At 60.0% G+C, this 16,964-nt stretch carries 14 protein-coding genes and 1 pseudogene; 6 read left to right on the top strand and 9 right to left on the bottom strand.

Annotated features, from left to right (window positions below; all coding sequences use genetic code 11):
* The first annotated feature begins 1 nt into the window (after window position 1).
* Window positions 2-1,285, top strand: coding sequence for a cation:proton antiporter (locus AUP74_RS15880; RefSeq protein ID WP_069948414.1), 1,284 nt, complete (start codon window positions 2-4; stop codon window positions 1,283-1,285).
* On the opposite strand, the gene AUP74_RS15875 is transcribed toward AUP74_RS15880, so the two are convergent.
* Entirely contained in the window at window positions 1,269-1,835 is a 567-nt protein-coding gene (locus AUP74_RS15875) for a DUF1439 domain-containing protein (protein ID WP_145924430.1), read from the bottom strand. The genes AUP74_RS15880 and AUP74_RS15875 overlap by 17 nt on opposite strands.
* 279 nt (window positions 1,836-2,114) lie before the next feature.
* Here AUP74_RS15875 and AUP74_RS15870 point away from each other — a divergent pair, with 279 nt between their 5' ends.
* Window positions 2,115-2,828 carry an esterase/lipase family protein gene (locus tag AUP74_RS15870; RefSeq protein WP_069948412.1) on the top strand — a complete coding sequence of 238 codons (714 nt, stop codon included), beginning with the start codon at window positions 2,115-2,117 and terminating at the stop codon, window positions 2,826-2,828.
* 51 nt (window positions 2,829-2,879) lie between these two features.
* On the opposite strand, the gene AUP74_RS17515 is transcribed toward AUP74_RS15870, so the two are convergent.
* The 7 genes from AUP74_RS17515 to AUP74_RS15840 form a co-directional block, all read right to left on the bottom strand.
* A complete protein-coding gene (locus AUP74_RS17515) occupies window positions 2,880-3,008 on the bottom strand; it encodes a hypothetical protein (RefSeq protein WP_257785518.1) in 129 nt (42 codons plus the stop codon).
* 10 nt (window positions 3,009-3,018) lie between these two features.
* Window positions 3,019-3,549, bottom strand: a complete 531-nt coding sequence (gene sodC, locus AUP74_RS15865) for a superoxide dismutase family protein (RefSeq protein ID WP_069948961.1) — start codon at window positions 3,547-3,549, stop codon at window positions 3,019-3,021.
* A 214-nt stretch (window positions 3,550-3,763) separates the two neighbouring features.
* Window positions 3,764-4,789, bottom strand: coding sequence for an L-threonine 3-dehydrogenase (gene tdh / locus AUP74_RS15860; protein WP_069948411.1), 1,026 nt, complete (start codon window positions 4,787-4,789; stop codon window positions 3,764-3,766).
* A gap of 90 nt (window positions 4,790-4,879) precedes the next feature.
* Window positions 4,880-6,079, bottom strand: a complete 1,200-nt coding sequence (locus AUP74_RS15855) for a glycine C-acetyltransferase (RefSeq protein WP_069948410.1) — start codon at window positions 6,077-6,079, stop codon at window positions 4,880-4,882.
* 95 nt (window positions 6,080-6,174) lie between these two features.
* Window positions 6,175-6,390: a hypothetical protein gene (locus AUP74_RS15850; protein ID WP_069948409.1), complete on the bottom strand. Its 216-nt coding sequence runs from the start codon at window positions 6,388-6,390 to the stop codon at window positions 6,175-6,177.
* A gap of 266 nt (window positions 6,391-6,656) precedes the next feature.
* Window positions 6,657-8,090, bottom strand: coding sequence for an aldehyde dehydrogenase family protein (locus AUP74_RS15845; RefSeq protein ID WP_069948408.1), 1,434 nt, complete (start codon window positions 8,088-8,090; stop codon window positions 6,657-6,659).
* Window positions 8,091-8,113: 23 nt separating this feature from the next.
* Entirely contained in the window at window positions 8,114-9,718 is a 1,605-nt protein-coding gene (locus tag AUP74_RS15840) for a 5-guanidino-2-oxopentanoate decarboxylase (protein ID WP_069948407.1), read from the bottom strand.
* A gap of 223 nt (window positions 9,719-9,941) precedes the next feature.
* Here AUP74_RS15840 and pdxH point away from each other — a divergent pair, with 223 nt between their 5' ends.
* The 4 genes from pdxH (at window position 9,942) to AUP74_RS17450 (ending at window position 14,606) form a co-directional block, all read left to right on the top strand.
* On the top strand, window positions 9,942-10,580 hold the full coding sequence (gene pdxH, locus AUP74_RS15835; RefSeq protein ID WP_069948406.1) for a pyridoxamine 5'-phosphate oxidase: 639 nt from the start codon (window positions 9,942-9,944) through the stop codon (window positions 10,578-10,580).
* Window positions 10,577-10,855 carry a cupin domain-containing protein gene (locus tag AUP74_RS15830; RefSeq protein WP_069948405.1) on the top strand — a complete coding sequence of 93 codons (279 nt, stop codon included), beginning with the start codon at window positions 10,577-10,579 and terminating at the stop codon, window positions 10,853-10,855. Before pdxH ends, AUP74_RS15830 begins: the two co-directional genes overlap by 4 nt.
* 441 nt (window positions 10,856-11,296) lie before the next feature.
* On the top strand, window positions 11,297-13,543 hold the full coding sequence (locus AUP74_RS15825) for a TonB-dependent receptor (protein ID WP_069948404.1): 2,247 nt from the start codon (window positions 11,297-11,299) through the stop codon (window positions 13,541-13,543).
* A gap of 85 nt (window positions 13,544-13,628) precedes the next feature.
* Window positions 13,629-14,606: an NAD(P)H-quinone oxidoreductase gene (locus tag AUP74_RS17450; RefSeq protein ID WP_083261051.1), complete on the top strand. Its 978-nt coding sequence runs from the start codon at window positions 13,629-13,631 to the stop codon at window positions 14,604-14,606.
* A gap of 232 nt (window positions 14,607-14,838) precedes the next feature.
* Here AUP74_RS17450 and AUP74_RS15820 read toward each other — a convergent pair.
* Window positions 14,839-16,941 (bottom strand): annotated as a pseudogene (locus AUP74_RS15820) (MltF family protein); the annotation flags it as partial.
* Window positions 16,942-16,964 lie beyond the last annotated feature (23 nt).

The following is a 16,964-nucleotide window of genomic DNA, read 5'->3' as shown; positions in this document are numbered from 1 at the left end:
AATGGAGTCTGCCGACAGTGTGATTACGCTCGTAGGGCAGGGGCTGTATATGGCCATCGCGGCCGTCGTGGGCCTGGCCCTGGCCCGGGTATTGCGCACGGACAATACCCTCGGTTGCCTGATTGCCGGCGTGCTCGCGGGTATGCTCCTGCCGGCCATCAATTTCGATACCGGTCTGCGCGCCCACAATATTCAGGCACTGGTTTTTTTCGTTATCCTGCCGGTGCTGATTTTCGAGGCGGCCTGGCAGATTGAACCCGTGGTGCTGAAGCGGTGGCTGGGTCCCGTGCTGCTGTTCTCAACAGTGGGAGTTGTTCTCTCCGCGATCCTGATCGGGCTTCTGACCTACTACGGCATCGACCGCGCGGAGGATTTTCCCTGGATCGCCGCCTTCCTGACCGGTGTGATTCTCGCGGCAACGGACCCGGTATCGGTGGTCAACAAGCTGCGCACAAAGCACTCCGGTGAAGACCTCATCACCCTGGTGGAAGGGGAGAGCCTCTTTAATGATGCCGCTGCCATCCTGCTCTACAGCCTGACTCTGGGGGTGGCACTGCACACGGTCATGGAGGGTAGCGCCAGTACCGGAGAAGCCCTGGAAGGTCCGGGCACGGTGACACTGTATTTCTTTGCCACCTTCTTTGGCGGCCTCGCCATAGGCCTGGTGTGTGGTTTATTGACGGCAATCGTCGTGCTCTTTCTCCGCTCAGCCGGGGCGGCGCTGGTTGTACTGCTGTTGGCTGCCTTCGGCAGTTTCTACCTGGCGGAACATGTGGTGCATGTCTCCGGCATCCTCGCGGTGATGACTTGCGGCATTGTCGCCCGCGCCTGCCTGCGTGAGCAGCGCGAAACTTTCCTGGCCCACGCGGCACCCACCTGGGAGTGGCTCAGCCTGATGTTCAGCGCCCTGATCTTCGTGATCATGGGGCTGGTCATTACCTGGGAGATGTTCAGTGAACGCTGGCTGGCGATGATCATCGCCATTGCGGCCGCTGTGGGTGCTCGCGCGCTCACCATTTTCCTGCTGGCACCGTTGGCGCGCTTTATTGGACCGCCGATACCGAAGGAGTGGCGTCTGCTGATGGGGTGGGGTGGGCTCCGCGGGGTAGTGGCCGTTGCGCTGGTGCTCTCCCTGCCGGAGGATCTGCCGTACTGGTGGACGATTCAGTCAATGGTATTCGGGGTGGTGCTGTTTTCCCTGCTGGTGCAGGGAACCACTTGCAGCTGGCTGCTCGGCAAACCTGAGTCGGGCGCGAGCGACGGGGCCGCTAAAGACCGAGGGTAATGACCAGCTCTTCGTCCTCGATTTCGACATTGCGCAGCACCATACGAGCGGCCCGCTGGCGGATGTCGCCGGGTTTCAATTCGTATAGTGGTTGAATAGAGAAATACTCCTCCAGGGCTTTCTGGGTGACGGCGCGTACCCGCTCTAGGGTCGGGTCTTTCAGGTCCCCCAGTTCCAGCCGCTCGATTTGCGGCTCGAAAAGAAAAAATCTGCCGCTCGCCGATTCGTAACGCACCAGGCCGGCCACATCCACGGTGCCGCCATAACTCCGGGTTTTTCCCGGGGTGCGAATCTGCACCTGCACATCCATGCCGGCGCTGATGCGGCCTGTCTCTTCAAGTAAATCGACCCGGGGGTTTTCCAGGGTGACATCAAAAAACTTCAGATAGGTTTTGGTCAGCGGCAGGCGCCGCTCGAACCGCTGCTGCAGCTCGGCCTCCGGAATGCGGATCTGGTGCTCGCGGTTGGCATAAAACAGGTAACCGACGGTTGCCAGTAACAGCAGGGCGATGCCGAGGGTGATTAGTACTCTGAAATTGCTTCTCTCCATCTCAGCAGCATAGTGTTTTTTCACGCCGTGTTTAGCCGTTAGTTCGGATTGTGACTGGGAATATTCTGCGCCAGACACCTCAAAATGTGCGCTGCGTCCATCAAGCGGGCGCCATCTACGACTTTGGTCTGATTTTTTCTCCGGGTTATCCCGGTCGATTCTCGACAGTGGAGGTCACTCGCGTTAGAGGTTTGCGGTTGGCTTCCCCTCACAGGAAAAAGGGCAGACGGATAACGGACTGCACCACACAAAAATAATGAGAGAAAACAGAGGGAAACCATGTCATATCGATCGCTACCGGCACGTGCTGTCGGTTTTCTCGCCTTGTTCTGCTCATGGCTACTGGCCGCAGGCAGTTATGCCGCCTGCAGCGACAATGTCGTGCTGGTGCACGGAAATTCCGGATCACCCGGGGACTGGGACAATACCGTGCAGGCGCTGAATAGTCAGGGGTATTCGAGTGCACAGATTTACCTGCCCAACTGGGGCTCGAAAAGTTGTGCCGCGTGTAATGACCATAACGGCTCGGAAGAGACGCCGGTACGCAATGCCATCCAGAATGCCATTGCCAATTCCTGTACGGGGAAGATCGACGTGATCGGTCACTCCATGGGCGTGACGCTGGCCGCCCAGCAGATTGTGAAGGCAGGTGTAAGGGATAAAGTGGATGCCTTCGTAGGAATTGCCGGTGCCTATCGGGGGCTCTGGACCTGCGGCACCTATCCCTTCAATGTCTTCAACAGCACCTGTGGTTACTATGGCCTGTCTGTGTCCAGCCCCTTCCTCGACTGGTTGTATGGCAAGGCCATTGCAAGCCGCGTGTACAGCATCAAAAGCTGGTCGGACCAGATCGTCTGTGCCACTGGGGTATGCACTGTGGGTGGTGTGCACTCGAGTCAGATTGCCGGTGAGCGTGCGAGCTATACCTACCCCTATGGCCATTTCGGCCTGCAGTCCTACACCTACGACCGCCAGGTGTCATTGATCCGCTGACGGTGGGGCGCTGGTCCCGGTTGGACCAGCGCTTTGCCGGAGAGAGGAGCGTTACGGCGCCTGGCCGCTTTCCTCTGTGGCCGGGGAAACCTCACGCTCGCCCTTGGTGCACTGCTGGATGGTGCCGGCCAGGGCGAGGAGTACCAGGGCCAACAGAAGGGGGATGATGATCCGCTTCAAGGCTCGGTGCTCAGCGGATCACGCCACAGGCGACCCTCCCACCACCGCCGCCCAGTGGCTTCGGCTGGTCGGAGTAGTTGTCTCCTCCGGCATGAATCATCAGGGCGCGGCCTTTCAGGTCTGAGAGCTTCAGGCGCGGCGCCAGCACCGGACTATTGGCCTTGCCGTCCATGTCGATATAAAGGGCCGGCAGGTCACCGAGATGGCCGGTGCCCCACGGGAAGCTGTGCCGGTTGGTTTTCTTGGGGTCATAGTGACTACCCGCCGCCAGGGCCGGCACCACCTTGCCGTCTTTCTCGCCCGGCTCACAGCTGGGATTCTCGTGCACGTGGAAGCCGTGCAGTGTGCCCGGCGATGGCAGCCCTTCCAGCATCGGCGTAAACACAACACCGTACTTGGATTGGGTTGCCACGACTTTGCCGAGGGATTTGCCCACGCCGTCCTTGCTGACGGCGTGCATTTCGATAACCACATCCGCGCGGGCAAAGACCGCAACAGTTAGCGCCGCTGCGCCCACCAGGAATCGATATGTCAGTTTCATGGTCTGCTCCTCCATTTCGCCGGCCATACGCGTAACTGCACTGACCGCTGGCGCGTAAATTCGTGTGTGAAGTCTGTCACCTGAGTCTAGGCGCTGTTGGGCGAAGTTGCCCGATTTGAGGGGAACCGGCGGTCACCGGCCTCACAGGAGGAGGATATGTGGGAAAAGAGGGCCCGGATCACCCTCTGGGGGTGACCCGGTTCCGGCGGGGGGATTATTGCCAGTCGAGGATGACCTTGCCGGATTCACCGGAGGCCATGGTGTCGAAGCCCTGCTGGAAGTCATCGATTTTGAACTGGTGCGTGATGATCGGATCCAGGTTGAGCCCGGACTGGATCAGGCTCGCCATTTTGTACCAGGTCTCGAACATCTCGCGGCCATAGATGCCCTTGATGATCAGGCCCTTGAAGATCACCTGGCTCCAGTCGATGGCCATCTCACCGGCGGGAATACCGAGCATGGCGATCTTGCCGCCATGATTCATGGCGGAGAGCATATCGCGGAAGGCCACCGGGACACCGGACATTTCCAGACCCACGTCGAAGCCTTCGCTCATGCCCAGCTCGTTCATGACGTCGGTGAGCTTTTCGCGGCTGACATTCACTGCGCGGGTAGCGCCCATTTTCTGCGCCAGTTCGAGGCGATAGTCGTTGATATCCGTGATGACCACGTGGCGGGCACCCACATGACGGGCCACGGCTGCAGCCATGATGCCGATGGGGCCCGCACCGGTAATCAGCACGTCCTCGCCAACCAGATCGAAGGACAGGGCGGTGTGCACGGCGTTGCCGAACGGGTCGAAGATCGAGGCCAGTTCGTCGGAAATGTTTTCCGGGATCTTGAAGGCGTTCAGTGCCGGAATAACCAGATACTCGGCAAAGGCACCCTGGCGGTCCACGCCGACACCGTAGGTGTTACGGCACAGGTGGCGGCGGCCAGCGCGACAGTTGCGGCAGTGGCCACAGGTGATGTGTCCCTCGCCGGAGACGCGATCACCGATCTCGAAGCCGGCTACTTCCTGGCCCATGCCCACTACTTCGCCCACATACTCGTGGCCGACCACCATGGGTACCGGAATCGTCTTCTGGGACCACTCGTCCCAGTGGTAGATGTGCATGTCAGTGCCGCAGATAGCGGTCTTGCGGATCTTGATCAACAGGTCGTTGTGGCCCGGCTCCGGTACTTCCACGTCCGTGAGCCAGATGCCCGGTTCTGCCTTCAGTTTTGACAGTGCTTTCATGCGTTATCCCGTTTCTGGCGGCGGTAAGCCGGCCAGCACAAGACCCGGAGTCCGCTTGTGGCAGAACCCGGGTCGCGGTGAATGAATGGATTAAATGATATCGAGCTCTTTGCCCACTTCCACGAAGGCATCGATACAGCGGTCCAGTTGCTCGCGGGTATGCGCGGCGGACATCTGGGTGCGGATCCGGGCCTGCCCTTTGGGCACCACCGGGTAGAAGAAGCCCACTACATAGATACCGCGCTCGAGCATCATGTCGGCCATCTTCTGGGCGAGGGCCGCGTCGCCTACCATCACCGGAATGATCGGATGATCGGCGCCTGCCAGGGTGAAGCCGGCCTCGGACATGCGGCGGCGGAAGTAGGCGGAGTTCTCCTGCACTTGCTCCCGCAATTCGCCGCCTTCCATCAGCATGTCCAGCACTTTCAGGGACGCGGTGACGATGGCCGGGGCCACGGAGTTGGAGAACAGGTACGGGCGCGAGCGCTGGCGCAGCAGGTCGATGATTTCTTTGCGCCCGGAGGTGTAGCCGCCGGAAGCACCACCAAGAGCCTTGCCCAGGGTGCCGGTGATGATATCGACCCGGTCGATGACATCGCAGTACTCGTGGGTACCGCGGCCGTGCTCACCGAGGAAGCCCACCGCGTGGGAGTCGTCCACCATTACCAGGGCGTCGTACTTGTCTGCCAGGTCGCACAGTGTCTTCAGGTCGGCGATGACGCCGTCCATGGAGAAGACGCCATCGGTGGCGATCAGCTTGGTGCGCGCACCGGCAGCATCGGCTTCTTTCAGTTTGGCTTCCAGGTCTGCCATATCGTTGTTGGCGTAGCGGAAGCGCTTGGCCTTGCACAGGCGCACGCCATCGATGATCGAGGCATGGTTCAGGGCATCGGAGATGATGGCGTCCTCGGGGCCCAGCAGGGTTTCAAACAGGCCGCCGTTGGCATCAAAGCACGAGGTGTAGAGGATGGTGTCCTCGGTGCGCAGGAATTCCGACAGACGGGACTCGAGCGCCTTGTGAATGTCCTGGGTACCGCAGATAAAGCGCACGGATGCCATGCCAAAGCCGTACTGGTCCAGGCCCTCTTTCGCCGCGGCGATCAGGTCCGGGTGGTTGGCCAGGCCGAGGTAGTTGTTGGCACAGAAATTCAGCACCGGCAGTTCGTTGTTGACCTGGATTTCGGCCGCCTGCTGGGAGGTAATGATGCGCTCGCGCTTGTACAGGCCATCGGCCTCGATCTGCTTCAGTTCATCGCGCAGATGCTGGAAGAATTGCTCTGACTTGGACATGGTGTTTTTGTTGGCTCCTCAGATGTGCGCTTGTGGCGCCCGGCAGTGTATCCGCTGAATGCCCGGATACACTGGCGAATACACAAGGTTAGCGTTCAACCCGCCAGTTCACAGGCCTTGTGGGCCGTGACCGGTATTTCACTGGTGCGGCAGGTGGTGGCGAATTCTAACGCTTCCTCGGCAGTGTCGAACAGCAGTTGCCACAGCAGCTGGCGATCGCCCTGGCGCACGGCTCTGACTGCAGTGCGGCTGCGCTGGTTGGCGATCTGTATCTCGATGAATGCTTTGCTGGAAATCAGTGATTCGGACATGGTCCCTCCAAGTTAAAAGCTTTGGAGGGCTGACGTGGAAGCTGCGAAGCGAGATTCGCAATTCCGGTTGGATTACCCGAGATTTTCTTGTGGAAAATCGAGTCCCATCCTCTCTCCCCGTGTATCTCCGGTGAGAGAGCAACCACCTTGCCCCGGTTGGCAGGTTGGCGTTGGCGTCAGCCACTCTCTTGATGTCGGGGAGAAAGATAGCGGGGCGGGAATGGACAGTCAACTCGGCTGCCCCCGGGCGGGGGCAGCGCAGAGGTTTATGCCGGCATCTGCACGGATTTCAGTTCGATAAACTCATCGAGACCGGCTTCACCGAACTCGCGTCCGTTGCCAGAGCGCTTGAAACCGCCGAAGGGCGCGTCGTAGTTGAACTCGCCACCGTTGACGAAGCAGAGTCCGGCCTCCAGGCGGCGCACCACCGGCAGCGCACTCTCGGCATCCTTGGCCCAGACACCGCTGGACAGGCCGTACTCGCTGTCGTTGGCGATGGCGATGGCCTCATCCAGGTCCTTGTAGGGGATAAGGCAGGTCACCGGACCAAAGATCTCTTCGCGGGCGATGGTCATGTCGTTGGTGACGTCGGCAAAGACCGTGGGCTTGACGTAGAAGCCTTGCTCCAGGCCCTCGGGGGCCTCCGCACCACCGGCCACCAGGCGCGCACCCTCGCTGACCCCCTTGTCGATGTAACTGCGCACGATCTCGCGCTGGCGCGCGGACGACAGTGGGCCCATGAAGGCGTCGCCACCCTTGCCCAGTTTCACCTCCTCGGCCACGCGCTTGGCGATTTCCACCGCTTCCTCGTAGCGATCAGCCGGCACCAGCATGCGGGTCAGGGCGGTACAGGTCTGCCCGGTATTGATGAACACGTCCTCACAGCCCCAGCGCACTGCGGCCTCGAGGTCCGCATCGGGAGTGATGATAAACGGCGACTTGCCGCCCAGTTCCTGACAAACACGTTTGACGGTCGGCGCCGCTGCCCGGGCCACTTCCACCCCGGCACGGGTGGAACCGGTAAATGAAACCATGTCGATATCCGGGTGGGCGGACAGGGCCGCACCGACGATCGGGCCGGCGCCGGGCACCAGGTTGAAGACACCGGCGGGCAGGCCCACGGAATCGATGATTTCCGCCATCACATAGTCCTGCAGAGGCGTCATCTCCGAGGGTTTGGCAATCATGGTGCAGCCGGCGGCGATGGCCGGGGCCACCTTGCCGACAAACTGGTGCAGGGGGTAGTTCCACGGTGTGATAAAGCCACATACGCCCACCGGCTCGCGCATGATCAGTGAGTGACCAGCTTTTTCGGTCTCTTCCATCAGGTGGGCGCGCTTGGCGTAATAGCGGGTGGCGTAAATGGGGCCATCCACGTGCAGCCATTCAGTGATGTGCGCCGGACAGCCCAGCGCCACGGATACTGCCTCAATCAGTTCTTCCTTGCGCGCCTCCATGCCATCGGCAATAGCGTTCAGGAAAGCGGCGCGCTCGGCAGCAGTGGTAGTGCGCCAGGTCTTGAACGCCTCGCGCGCGGCCTGCACGGCCAGATCCACGTCCTCCGCAGTGCCCTGGACCACGTCGCAGATCTTTTCCTCGGTGGCCGGGCAGATCACCGCATGCAGGTCGCCGCCATGTGAATTTTGCCACTGGCCATTGATATACAGCTTGTCGGTATGCAGTTTGCTCAAATCAGTCATAACACCATTCCGTCTGTGGCCCTTCAGGGCGCGGTGATTTCAATAATGGTCGGTGTGTTGCGGCTCAGGGCTTCGGCGACTGCCGGCCCCAGCTGTTCCGGGCGATCGATCAGGCAGCCCTCGGCGCCAAAGGATTTGGCCATGGCGACAAAGTCCGGGGTGCGCAGGTTGACGCCCTCCTGGGGCACCTTTGCGTCATCCATAAAATCGCGGATTTCACCGTAGCCGGCGTTATTCCACACCAGGATCGGCAGGGGCAGTTGCTGTTCCACGGCCACTGCCAGTTCGCCGAGAGTAAACATCAGACCTCCGTCGCCGATCAATGCCACGACATCCCGCTCGCTGGAAAGTCGTGCGCCGATTGCCGCCGGCAGGGCGAATCCGAGGGTGCCGTAACCAGTGGTGCAGGTCACGTGACTGCGGGGCTGATACAGGGGCAGGGCGTGGTTGGTGTTATAGGCCAGCTGGGTAGAGTCTGTTACCAGTACGCCGTCGTCCGGCAGGGCCTCGCGCAGGGCCTGTACCCAGGGGAAACGCTCTTCGGAACCGGGCCACCACTCCTTGCGGCATGCTTGCAGGATCTCTTCCAGTTCGCCGGCGACCCGGTCTCGGCGCTCTGCGTTACCTTCCGGCAGGGCGCGGTTCAGCTGGGCCAGGGTCTCGGCCGCATCTGCACAGATGGCGAGGTCCGGATTGGCGTTGCAGACCAGCTGCCCGGCATCGATGTCGACGCGGATCAGCTTGCCCTTGAAGTTGTAGTTTTCACGCACCAGGTTGCGGTCGGTTTCCGCCAGCTCCGTTGCAACGGCGAGTACCACATCGGCACTTTCAATCCGATTACGCACGGCGTCGAAGCTCAGGTTGGCGCCACCGCAGAGCGGGTGACGCTCGTCGACGATGCCCTTTGCGGCGAGGGATTCGAACACCGGTGCTGCCAGCTTTTCCGCCAGCGAAGTGGCATCGGTGCCGCAGGCCTGCGCACCACCACCCAGCAGGATCACCGGACGTTCTGCATTCTGCAGCCATGCGGCGGCAGTCTCTATCGCTGTGCTGCTGGCGGCAGGGCTGGCAGCTGCGGGTGCCGCGCGATAGTCATCAATCGAACCGGGCATCGGCGCCGGGAACAGGTCGATGGGGATTTCAATATGCACGGGGCCGGGACGGCCGGAGCCGAGCAACTGGAATGCCCGGTGCATGACCTCTGGCAATTGCTCTGCCTGGGTAAGGCTGTGTTGCCAGATGCAGTAACCGCGGCTGACATCGCTCTGGCGCGGCAATTCGTGTAAACGCCCGCGGCCCATGCCCAGATCCTCGCGGCGGTTGACCGCGGAGATCACCAGCATAGGGATGGAGTCTGAATAGGCCTGGGCCATGGCGGTGGCCGCATTGGTGAGTCCCGGGCCGGTAATCAAAAAGCAGACACCGACCTTGCCACTGGCACGGGCGTAACCATCGGCCATAAAAGCGGCGCCCTGCTCGTGCCGCGGGGTCACGTGCTGAAGGTCGCTGCCCGGCAGGCCGCGATACAGTTCGATGGTGTGGACACCGGGGATACCGAAGACTTTTTCAACCTGGTATTCGCGCAGCAGGCGCATCAACACCTGGGCACAAGTGGGTGCGGAGGACATAACTGCTCTTATTCCCTGTTTGTTGTTTGTTCGATTGATGGCCGAGCCTAGCCGCCCCGCAGGAAGCGCGCAAGCGCCCGCAGAGTCTGCACTTCGGGCGTGAAATTCACCGGAAAATACTGATTTGCCGCAGGGACGGACAGAAAACTTGGCACCGCCGGGCCTCTGGGAAAATGATGCGGAGGCAGTACACTTACGGCACAGCCAGAAAGGACGGAGTACTATGGAAATCGATCAGTGGCGCCGGGAGTATTTGCGTGGCGGACTCAATCGGGGGGATCTGAAGGACGATCCCGTCCACCAGTTCGAGCAGTGGTTACAGGAAGTGGTGGAAACGGATCTGTCCGACCCCAGCTGCATGAGCCTGGCCAGCGTCGATAGCGAGGGCCAGCCCTCACAGCGGATCGTGTTGCTCAAAGGCTATGATGCACGCGGCTTCGCTTTCTACACCAACCTGAAAAGCCACAAGGCGCGGGATATTGAACAGAACCCGCAGGTATCCCTGCTGTTTCCGTGGCAGTCCGTGGAGCGTCAGGTCATCGTCTACGGACGTGCTGAAAGGCTGACCCGAGAGGAAGCGGAAAGTTATTTTCACTCTCGTCCGCGGGAGAGCCAACTGGCCGCCTGGGCTTCACACCAGAGCGATGCCATCGAATCCCGCGACAAGCTTGAGGAGCGCTTTGAGGAAATGAAAGCCCGCTTCGGCGAGGGCGAGGTTCCACTGCCGGAATTCTGGGGAGGCTACCGGGTGGTGCATCAGGCCGTGGAGTTCTGGCAGGGCCGGGCGAGTCGTCTGCACGACCGGTTTATATACCGCCGCCAGGACGATGACAGCTGGCAGATAGAACGCCTGTCGCCGTGAGCCGTGTCGATGCCAGCGCGCTCAGTGCCGACTGGGCGCGACGCGGCTTTTCCTGTGACTTGTGGACGGATCCTGCGGGCCAGTGCTGGGAGGATTTTGTACACGATGTCGATGAGCTATTGATGCCGGCAGAGGGGATCCTGGAAGTGGAAATCGACGGCGCTGTCAGCAGGCCGTCGATTGGTGAAGAACTCCTGATTCCCGCCGGCGCAAACCATTCGGTGCGCAATATTGGTGATACCACTGCGCGCTGGTACTACGGTTACCGGAGTTGAGGACACAGTAACCGGATCGCCGGTTACCGGTTTCCTCCTTTAGTTTCTCGCTTGCCTCCCTCTTGCTCAATTTCGGTTGTGCGCTCATCCCGCGTGGTGCCCGCCATCGCATTTCCACTCCTGAAACTCTTTGTGTTCTTAAACCGGGCATGCACCACGATTGGGCGCGGCGGTAGGTAAGTCAGTCGTGGCAGGATCAAGATCCGGAAAGTCCCATTCCCCGTAGAAAAAACTGCATGAATTGAGCGTATTTGCCGACGAATTATCTTCCGCTGGTCACGCGGCGGGGGTAATCTTGAAGGCATCGGCGACATGTCGATGATGTTCAGCGCGGTCACTGGTCGGAGCCCCGACAACAACAATAAACGGGGCAATGCAGTACCGATCGCGGTGGGTCCGTTGCTGCCAATAAAAATTTTAGATGGCAATGGAGAGAGAACAATGGGACGACAATTCAACGGCGGCAGTGTATCTGTCCTGCTGTCCACCTGCTCGGTGGCGGCACTGTGGCTGGCCAGCGGCATTGGTGCCACGCACGCAGCCGAGGGTGCCGTGGGCACCATCATGGAAGAAGTACAGGTTACGGCCCGTAAGCGCGCCGAGGCGGAGAGACTGCAGGAAGTACCTGTGGCTGCCACCGCATTTTCCGGCGACCAGCTGGAGGCACTGCAAACCAAGGATCTGCAGAGCCTGTCCTTCAAGATGCCGAACGTGCAGCTCGACGACATCGGCACTGTAAAAAATACCGCGAACTTTACCGTTCGCGGCCTCGGGGTTAACAGCTCCATTCCCTCCATCGACCCGACTGTGGGTGTATTTGTGGACGGCATGTACATGGGCATCAACGCCGGTGTGGTGACCGACCTCTTCGACCTGGAAGGTATCGAGATTCTGCGCGGTCCCCAGGGACTCCTGTTCGGCCGCAACGTGACTGGCGGTGCGGTGGTCATCCGTACAGCGCGCCCGACGGAGGAATTCTCCAGCAAGTTCAAGGTTTCCACTACGGATAACCTGGACTCCATCGCCGCGGCGAGCATCAATGGCGCCATTTCCGATACCGTCAACGGCCGCCTGACTGCGTATTACAACAATGACCAGGGCTGGTTCGAAAACGCCTTTACCGGCGAGGACGACCTCGGCGCTTCGGATACCTGGTTCCTGCGTCCCAGCTTCAGTGTCGAGCTGTCCGAAACTGCCGAGCTGCTGGTGCGCATGGAGCACGGTCGCATGGATTCCGACGGCGTGGTGGCCCAGAACCGCGGCGCGCTGGCGGTGAATTTCCCGGCATATCCTCTGTTTGGTGTCGATGTCTCCGGATGGGACAACAGCGATGATTCCTTCGAGGTTGCGCAGAACGAGCGCGGTTACCAGGAAGACGAGTGGTCCCAGGTAATCACCGAGTTCAACCAGGACGTGGCTTTCGGTAACGGTACCGTCACCAATATTCTCGCCTGGCGCGAGTACGACGCGGTTGGCCTCGGCGATATCGACTCCCTGCCGATCACCGCCTTCCACGCCAATACCAGAGTCGAGCAGAGCCAGCTCTCCAACGAATTGCGCTACGCCGGCCGCTTTGGCGCCACTTCTCTGACTACGGGCGTTTACTGGTTCAATCAGGATCTCACCTATCTGGAGAACCGCATCCTGCCGTTGTCCGCACCCGGTGGGCTCAACTGGACTGGTGGCGGCCAGCAGGATCATGAGGCGATGGGGGTGTTTGCCCAGGCCGATATCGACCTGAATGAATCCTGGATCCTGACGCTCGGTGGGCGCTACTCCACCGAGGAGAAGGATGCCCAGATCGCCACGATTCCGGTGAATCTGTGTACGCTGGATGGCTGTGCCGCTTATGACTTCGAGGACAGCGAGTCCTGGAATGCGTTCACGCCCAAGGTCGGCCTGCAGTGGAATCTGGCCGACAACGCGCAGATTTATTCCTTCTGGACCAAGGGCTTCCGCAGCGGTGGTTACAACATGCGGAACACCGGGCCGGGCGAACTGCCGGGGCCGACCGATCAGGAAGAGCAGACCAGCTTCGAGATTGGCGGCAAGGCGGAATGGCTGGATGGACGTTTGCGCACCAACTTCGCGCTCTTCCACAACACCATTGAGGATATGCAGCGGGAGGAGAATCTGAGCAACCCAATCGTGGGTGTGGTGCAGATCATTCGTAACACTGCCGACGCCACGATCCGCGGTGCCGAATTCGAGGCGATGGCCGTGGCCAGCGACAACCTGCTATTCACCCTGAATGCCGGTTACGTCGATGGTGACTACGATAAAGTGCTTGGTGATATCAGTGGTGACGGTCTCGTTAACGACGTCGATCTCGGCCTGGATATTCCGCGTCTTGCGCCCTGGACTTACGGCGTCGGTCTCGTACATGACCTCTCGCTCGGCTCTACCGGTACCGTGACGTCGCGCATCAACTTCAACCATCGCGATGCATCGCCGTACACGGATAACAACCGAGGAATGCTGTCCGAGGCGGATATGCTGGACTTCAGCATCGGTTATACACCCGATGCCGGCAACTACCAGCTGGCGTTCTTCGGCCGCAACATGCTGGATGAAGTCACCGAGGGCAACAATACCCAGCTGCCCGTCAATCTTGGTGGTCCCGGTGCGAGCTTCACGCCGCTCAACAAGGGCCGGGTGATGGGCGTCGAGTTGACCTATGACCTCTAAACCCGCCTAGAATAGAAGCCCGGCTCTGCCGGGCTTTTTTATTTTTGCGTCCTATCAATCTGTTTTTGCACAACCTGGGGGTTCCATGCGCTATATCGAGTTGCCGGAATATGGCGAGCCGGAGGTAATGCGCGTCGCTGAGATGGCGGTGCCCCAACCCGGTAAGGGGGAGGTGCTGATCCGTGTCGCCGCCGCAGGCGTCAATCGCCCGGATATCGTCCAGCGCCAGGGACTATACCCGCCTCCTCCGGGAGCATCCCCGGTTCTGGGACTGGAAGTCGCCGGAGAAATTGCTGCGCTGGGTGAGGGTGTTGCGGGATGGCAGCCTGGCGACCCGGTTTGTGCCCTGACCAATGGTGGCGGCTATGCGGAGTTTGTGGCGGTGCCAGTGGCTCAGTGTCTGCCGGTGCCACAGGGCCTGAGCCTGGCGGAAGCAGCCGCATTACCCGAAACCATGTTCACCGTGTGGAGCAATGTGTTTGACCGCGCGCAGCTGCAGCCGGGCGAGATATTCCTGGTTCACGGTGGCTCATCGGGAATCGGCACCACTGCGATCCAGCTGGCCAGTAACCTTGGCGCGCGGGTGTTTGCCACTGCAGGGTCGGATGAAAAGTGCGCTGCCTGTGAAGCGCTCGGGGCAGAGAAGGCGATCAACTACCGTAACGACGACTACGTCGAAGTGATCCGGCAAGCCACCGAGGGGCACGGTGCCGATGTCATCCTGGACATGGTCGGCGGGGACTACGTGGATCGCAATGTCCAGCTGGCCGCCCGGGACGGCCGCATCGTGAATATCGCTTTCCTGCAGGGTGCTAAAGTCCAGCTGAATATGTTGCCAGTCATGGTGAAGCGCCTGACCCTGACCGGTTCCACCCTGCGGCCTCAGCCGCCGGAGGTAAAAGCGGCGATTGCCCGGGCTCTTGAAGAGAAGGTCTGGCCGCTGATTGCTGCGGGCAAGGTGCGTCCCCAGATCGCGGCGACATTTGCCCTTGAGGACGTTGTAGCGGCGCACAGGCTGATGGAGTCCAGCAATCATATCGGCAAGATTGTGCTGACACTCTGAATGTGAGCGCCCCGGAACTCTCCGTGGGAATTTCCCCGGCGACTTCACCTTCGGCCACGTTGGTATAGGCAACGTAAAGCTTGCTGATCTTGCGCACGTAGGCCACTGGCTCGGCGCCTCTGGCATAGCCGTAGCGGGCTTTCTCGAAGTAGCGCGGCTCTGACAGCTTCAGCATGGCCACTTCCACATTGTCGAACCACTTGGTCGGATCCAGCCCCAGCTCCTTCGCCAGGCGCTGTGCATCGTACACATGCCCGAGGCCCGCGTTATAGGAAGCCAGCGTAAACCAGAGTTTTTCGCTGAGGGGCAGGGGATCCTTGAACCGATTGCGGATCCACTCCATATATTTCACCCCTGCTTCAAGGTTGCGGTCCGGCTCGAACAGCGGTGGCGGGTACCCCATGTCGGCACCGGTGCGCGGCATGACCTGCAGCAATCCCTGGGCGCCAACCGGCGATACAGCCTTCGGGTTGAAGTTACTTTCCTGCCACATCTGCGCTGTGATCAGGCGCCAGTCAAAATCGCGCTCAAGCGAGTTCTTTTTCACGAGCTTGTCATACGGGGAGAGATCCTCTCCGGGAACCACCCGGGCACTGATACGCTGTACCAGGTGTTTGTCGGGCTCGAAGTAGGCGGCCAGTAACTTTTCATGCTCATCGCTGCTGGTGAACCGGCGCATAAAACGATTCACTTGTTTGAGTAGATCATTGTTGCCCTTTTTTACCATCAAACCCTGCGGCAGCGGATCGCTGACTTGCAAACCGATCTGCAGGTTTGGGCGCAGCGCAGCCTGCATCTTTGCGATATAGCCGTCCTCGATCGTGGCGTCATACTCTCCCGCAGCGACTTTATTCAGCACCTCGGCGAAGGACTCGTCGGGAGGCGCAATCTGAATGTTCACATCCAGACCGTTTTCCTTCAGTGTCTCGGCTGTTTCAATGAAGGCTGAATACGCACGGAGAACAATGGTCCTGCCGGCAAGGTCACCCAGTGTGGCGATCTGGGGTTTTTTGCGGTTGCTGATGATATTTTGCGGAGTCTCAGTAAATGGTTCACTGAATTCCACACCTTTCTTGCGGCGTTCTTCGGTGATGGTGGTGGTCGCACTGCCGATATCAGCTTTGCCCTGTGCGACCCAGTCCACCAGATCCTCTTCGTAGGGCACAACGATGACCTTGAGCTCCAGCTTGTGCTTGTCGGCGAATGACTTGACCATCGCATAGTCAAAGCCACGGAGCGTCCCTCGCCAGATGTAATAGCTGGTCGGGCCATTGTAGGTGGCGAAGCGCAGCACGCCGGATTTTTTGATCGCGTGCCAGTGGTTAGTCCGTTCAGGTAGCGCGGTAACGAGGGTGCGGGTGAGGAAGTTGTTGACGCGGGTCTTGAGTCGTTTTGCATCCAGGCGCATTGCCCAGGCAATATTTTCTGGCTCGCTGACCTCGGCCCCCATTTTGAGGTCATGTCTGTATTGCAGCGTATCTTCGGCAATACCCTTGTGTAAAACAGTGACCGCATTGTCGACTTTGCTGACCATATCGAACAGGGTATCCCGCTCTGCATTGAGGTAGACCTCCCGCACCGTCAGGTTGGCTCCCGGGTTTTCCTCAACCAGCCGCTTGGCCGTTTCTGCATAGGTGCTGCCGGCGAGGACAATCAGCTCGGTTCCCTTGAGGTTTTTGACATCACTGATGTCCGGCCCGTTGACACCGGTTACCAGCACGTCGGAGGTCTGTTGGATAGGCTGGCTGAAGGCGACAATCTCTCTTCGCTCCGCGGTATCGGTCAGGTTTTCCGCCACGATATCCGCACGCCCTTCCTGTACCATCTCAATCGCCTGTTGAGGTGTTTCCGCAATCAGCCAGCGGGGCTCCAGCTTGAGTCGCTGTGCCAGTCTCTCGGCGAGTTCGCGATGGCTCTGGGTGACGATGGCTTTTCGGGGCAGGTAGCCCTCATTGTCCCCGGTCAGGCTGACAAAACGGATGATGCCGCGCTCTCTCAGCGCGCTGAGATCACCGGTCTCAATATATTGGGTCTGCTTGACAGGCTCTTCCGCAACGGGCTTCGCTTGCTCGTAGAACTTCTCAGTTGTTTTCTCAGCTTCCTGTGCAAGCTCCGTCGGTGTTTCCTCAGCAAGTGGCGCTGCTTCCCCTGCCTCGGATACCGTATCTGCTGTATTGTCCGTATCCGTTGTGCTGGTTGCCTCGACTGCTGGAGCCGAGGTTGGCCCTGTGACCTTCTCCTCCCTGTCGCAACCAGAGAGGCAAAAGATCAGGAAGATAGCGAGCAAGAGGGCCACGCTGTGCGGTAAAAAGAGTAGTCGTCTGCCAGTTACCATAGTTAACTCCGGCAACCTCCACG

This window comes from Microbulbifer aggregans (genome assembly GCF_001750105.1).
Classification (GTDB): Bacteria; Pseudomonadota; Gammaproteobacteria; order Pseudomonadales; family Cellvibrionaceae; genus Microbulbifer; species Microbulbifer aggregans.
The sequence above is the reverse complement of the archived record's forward strand: the minus strand, read 5'-3'. Positions and strand labels throughout refer to the sequence as shown.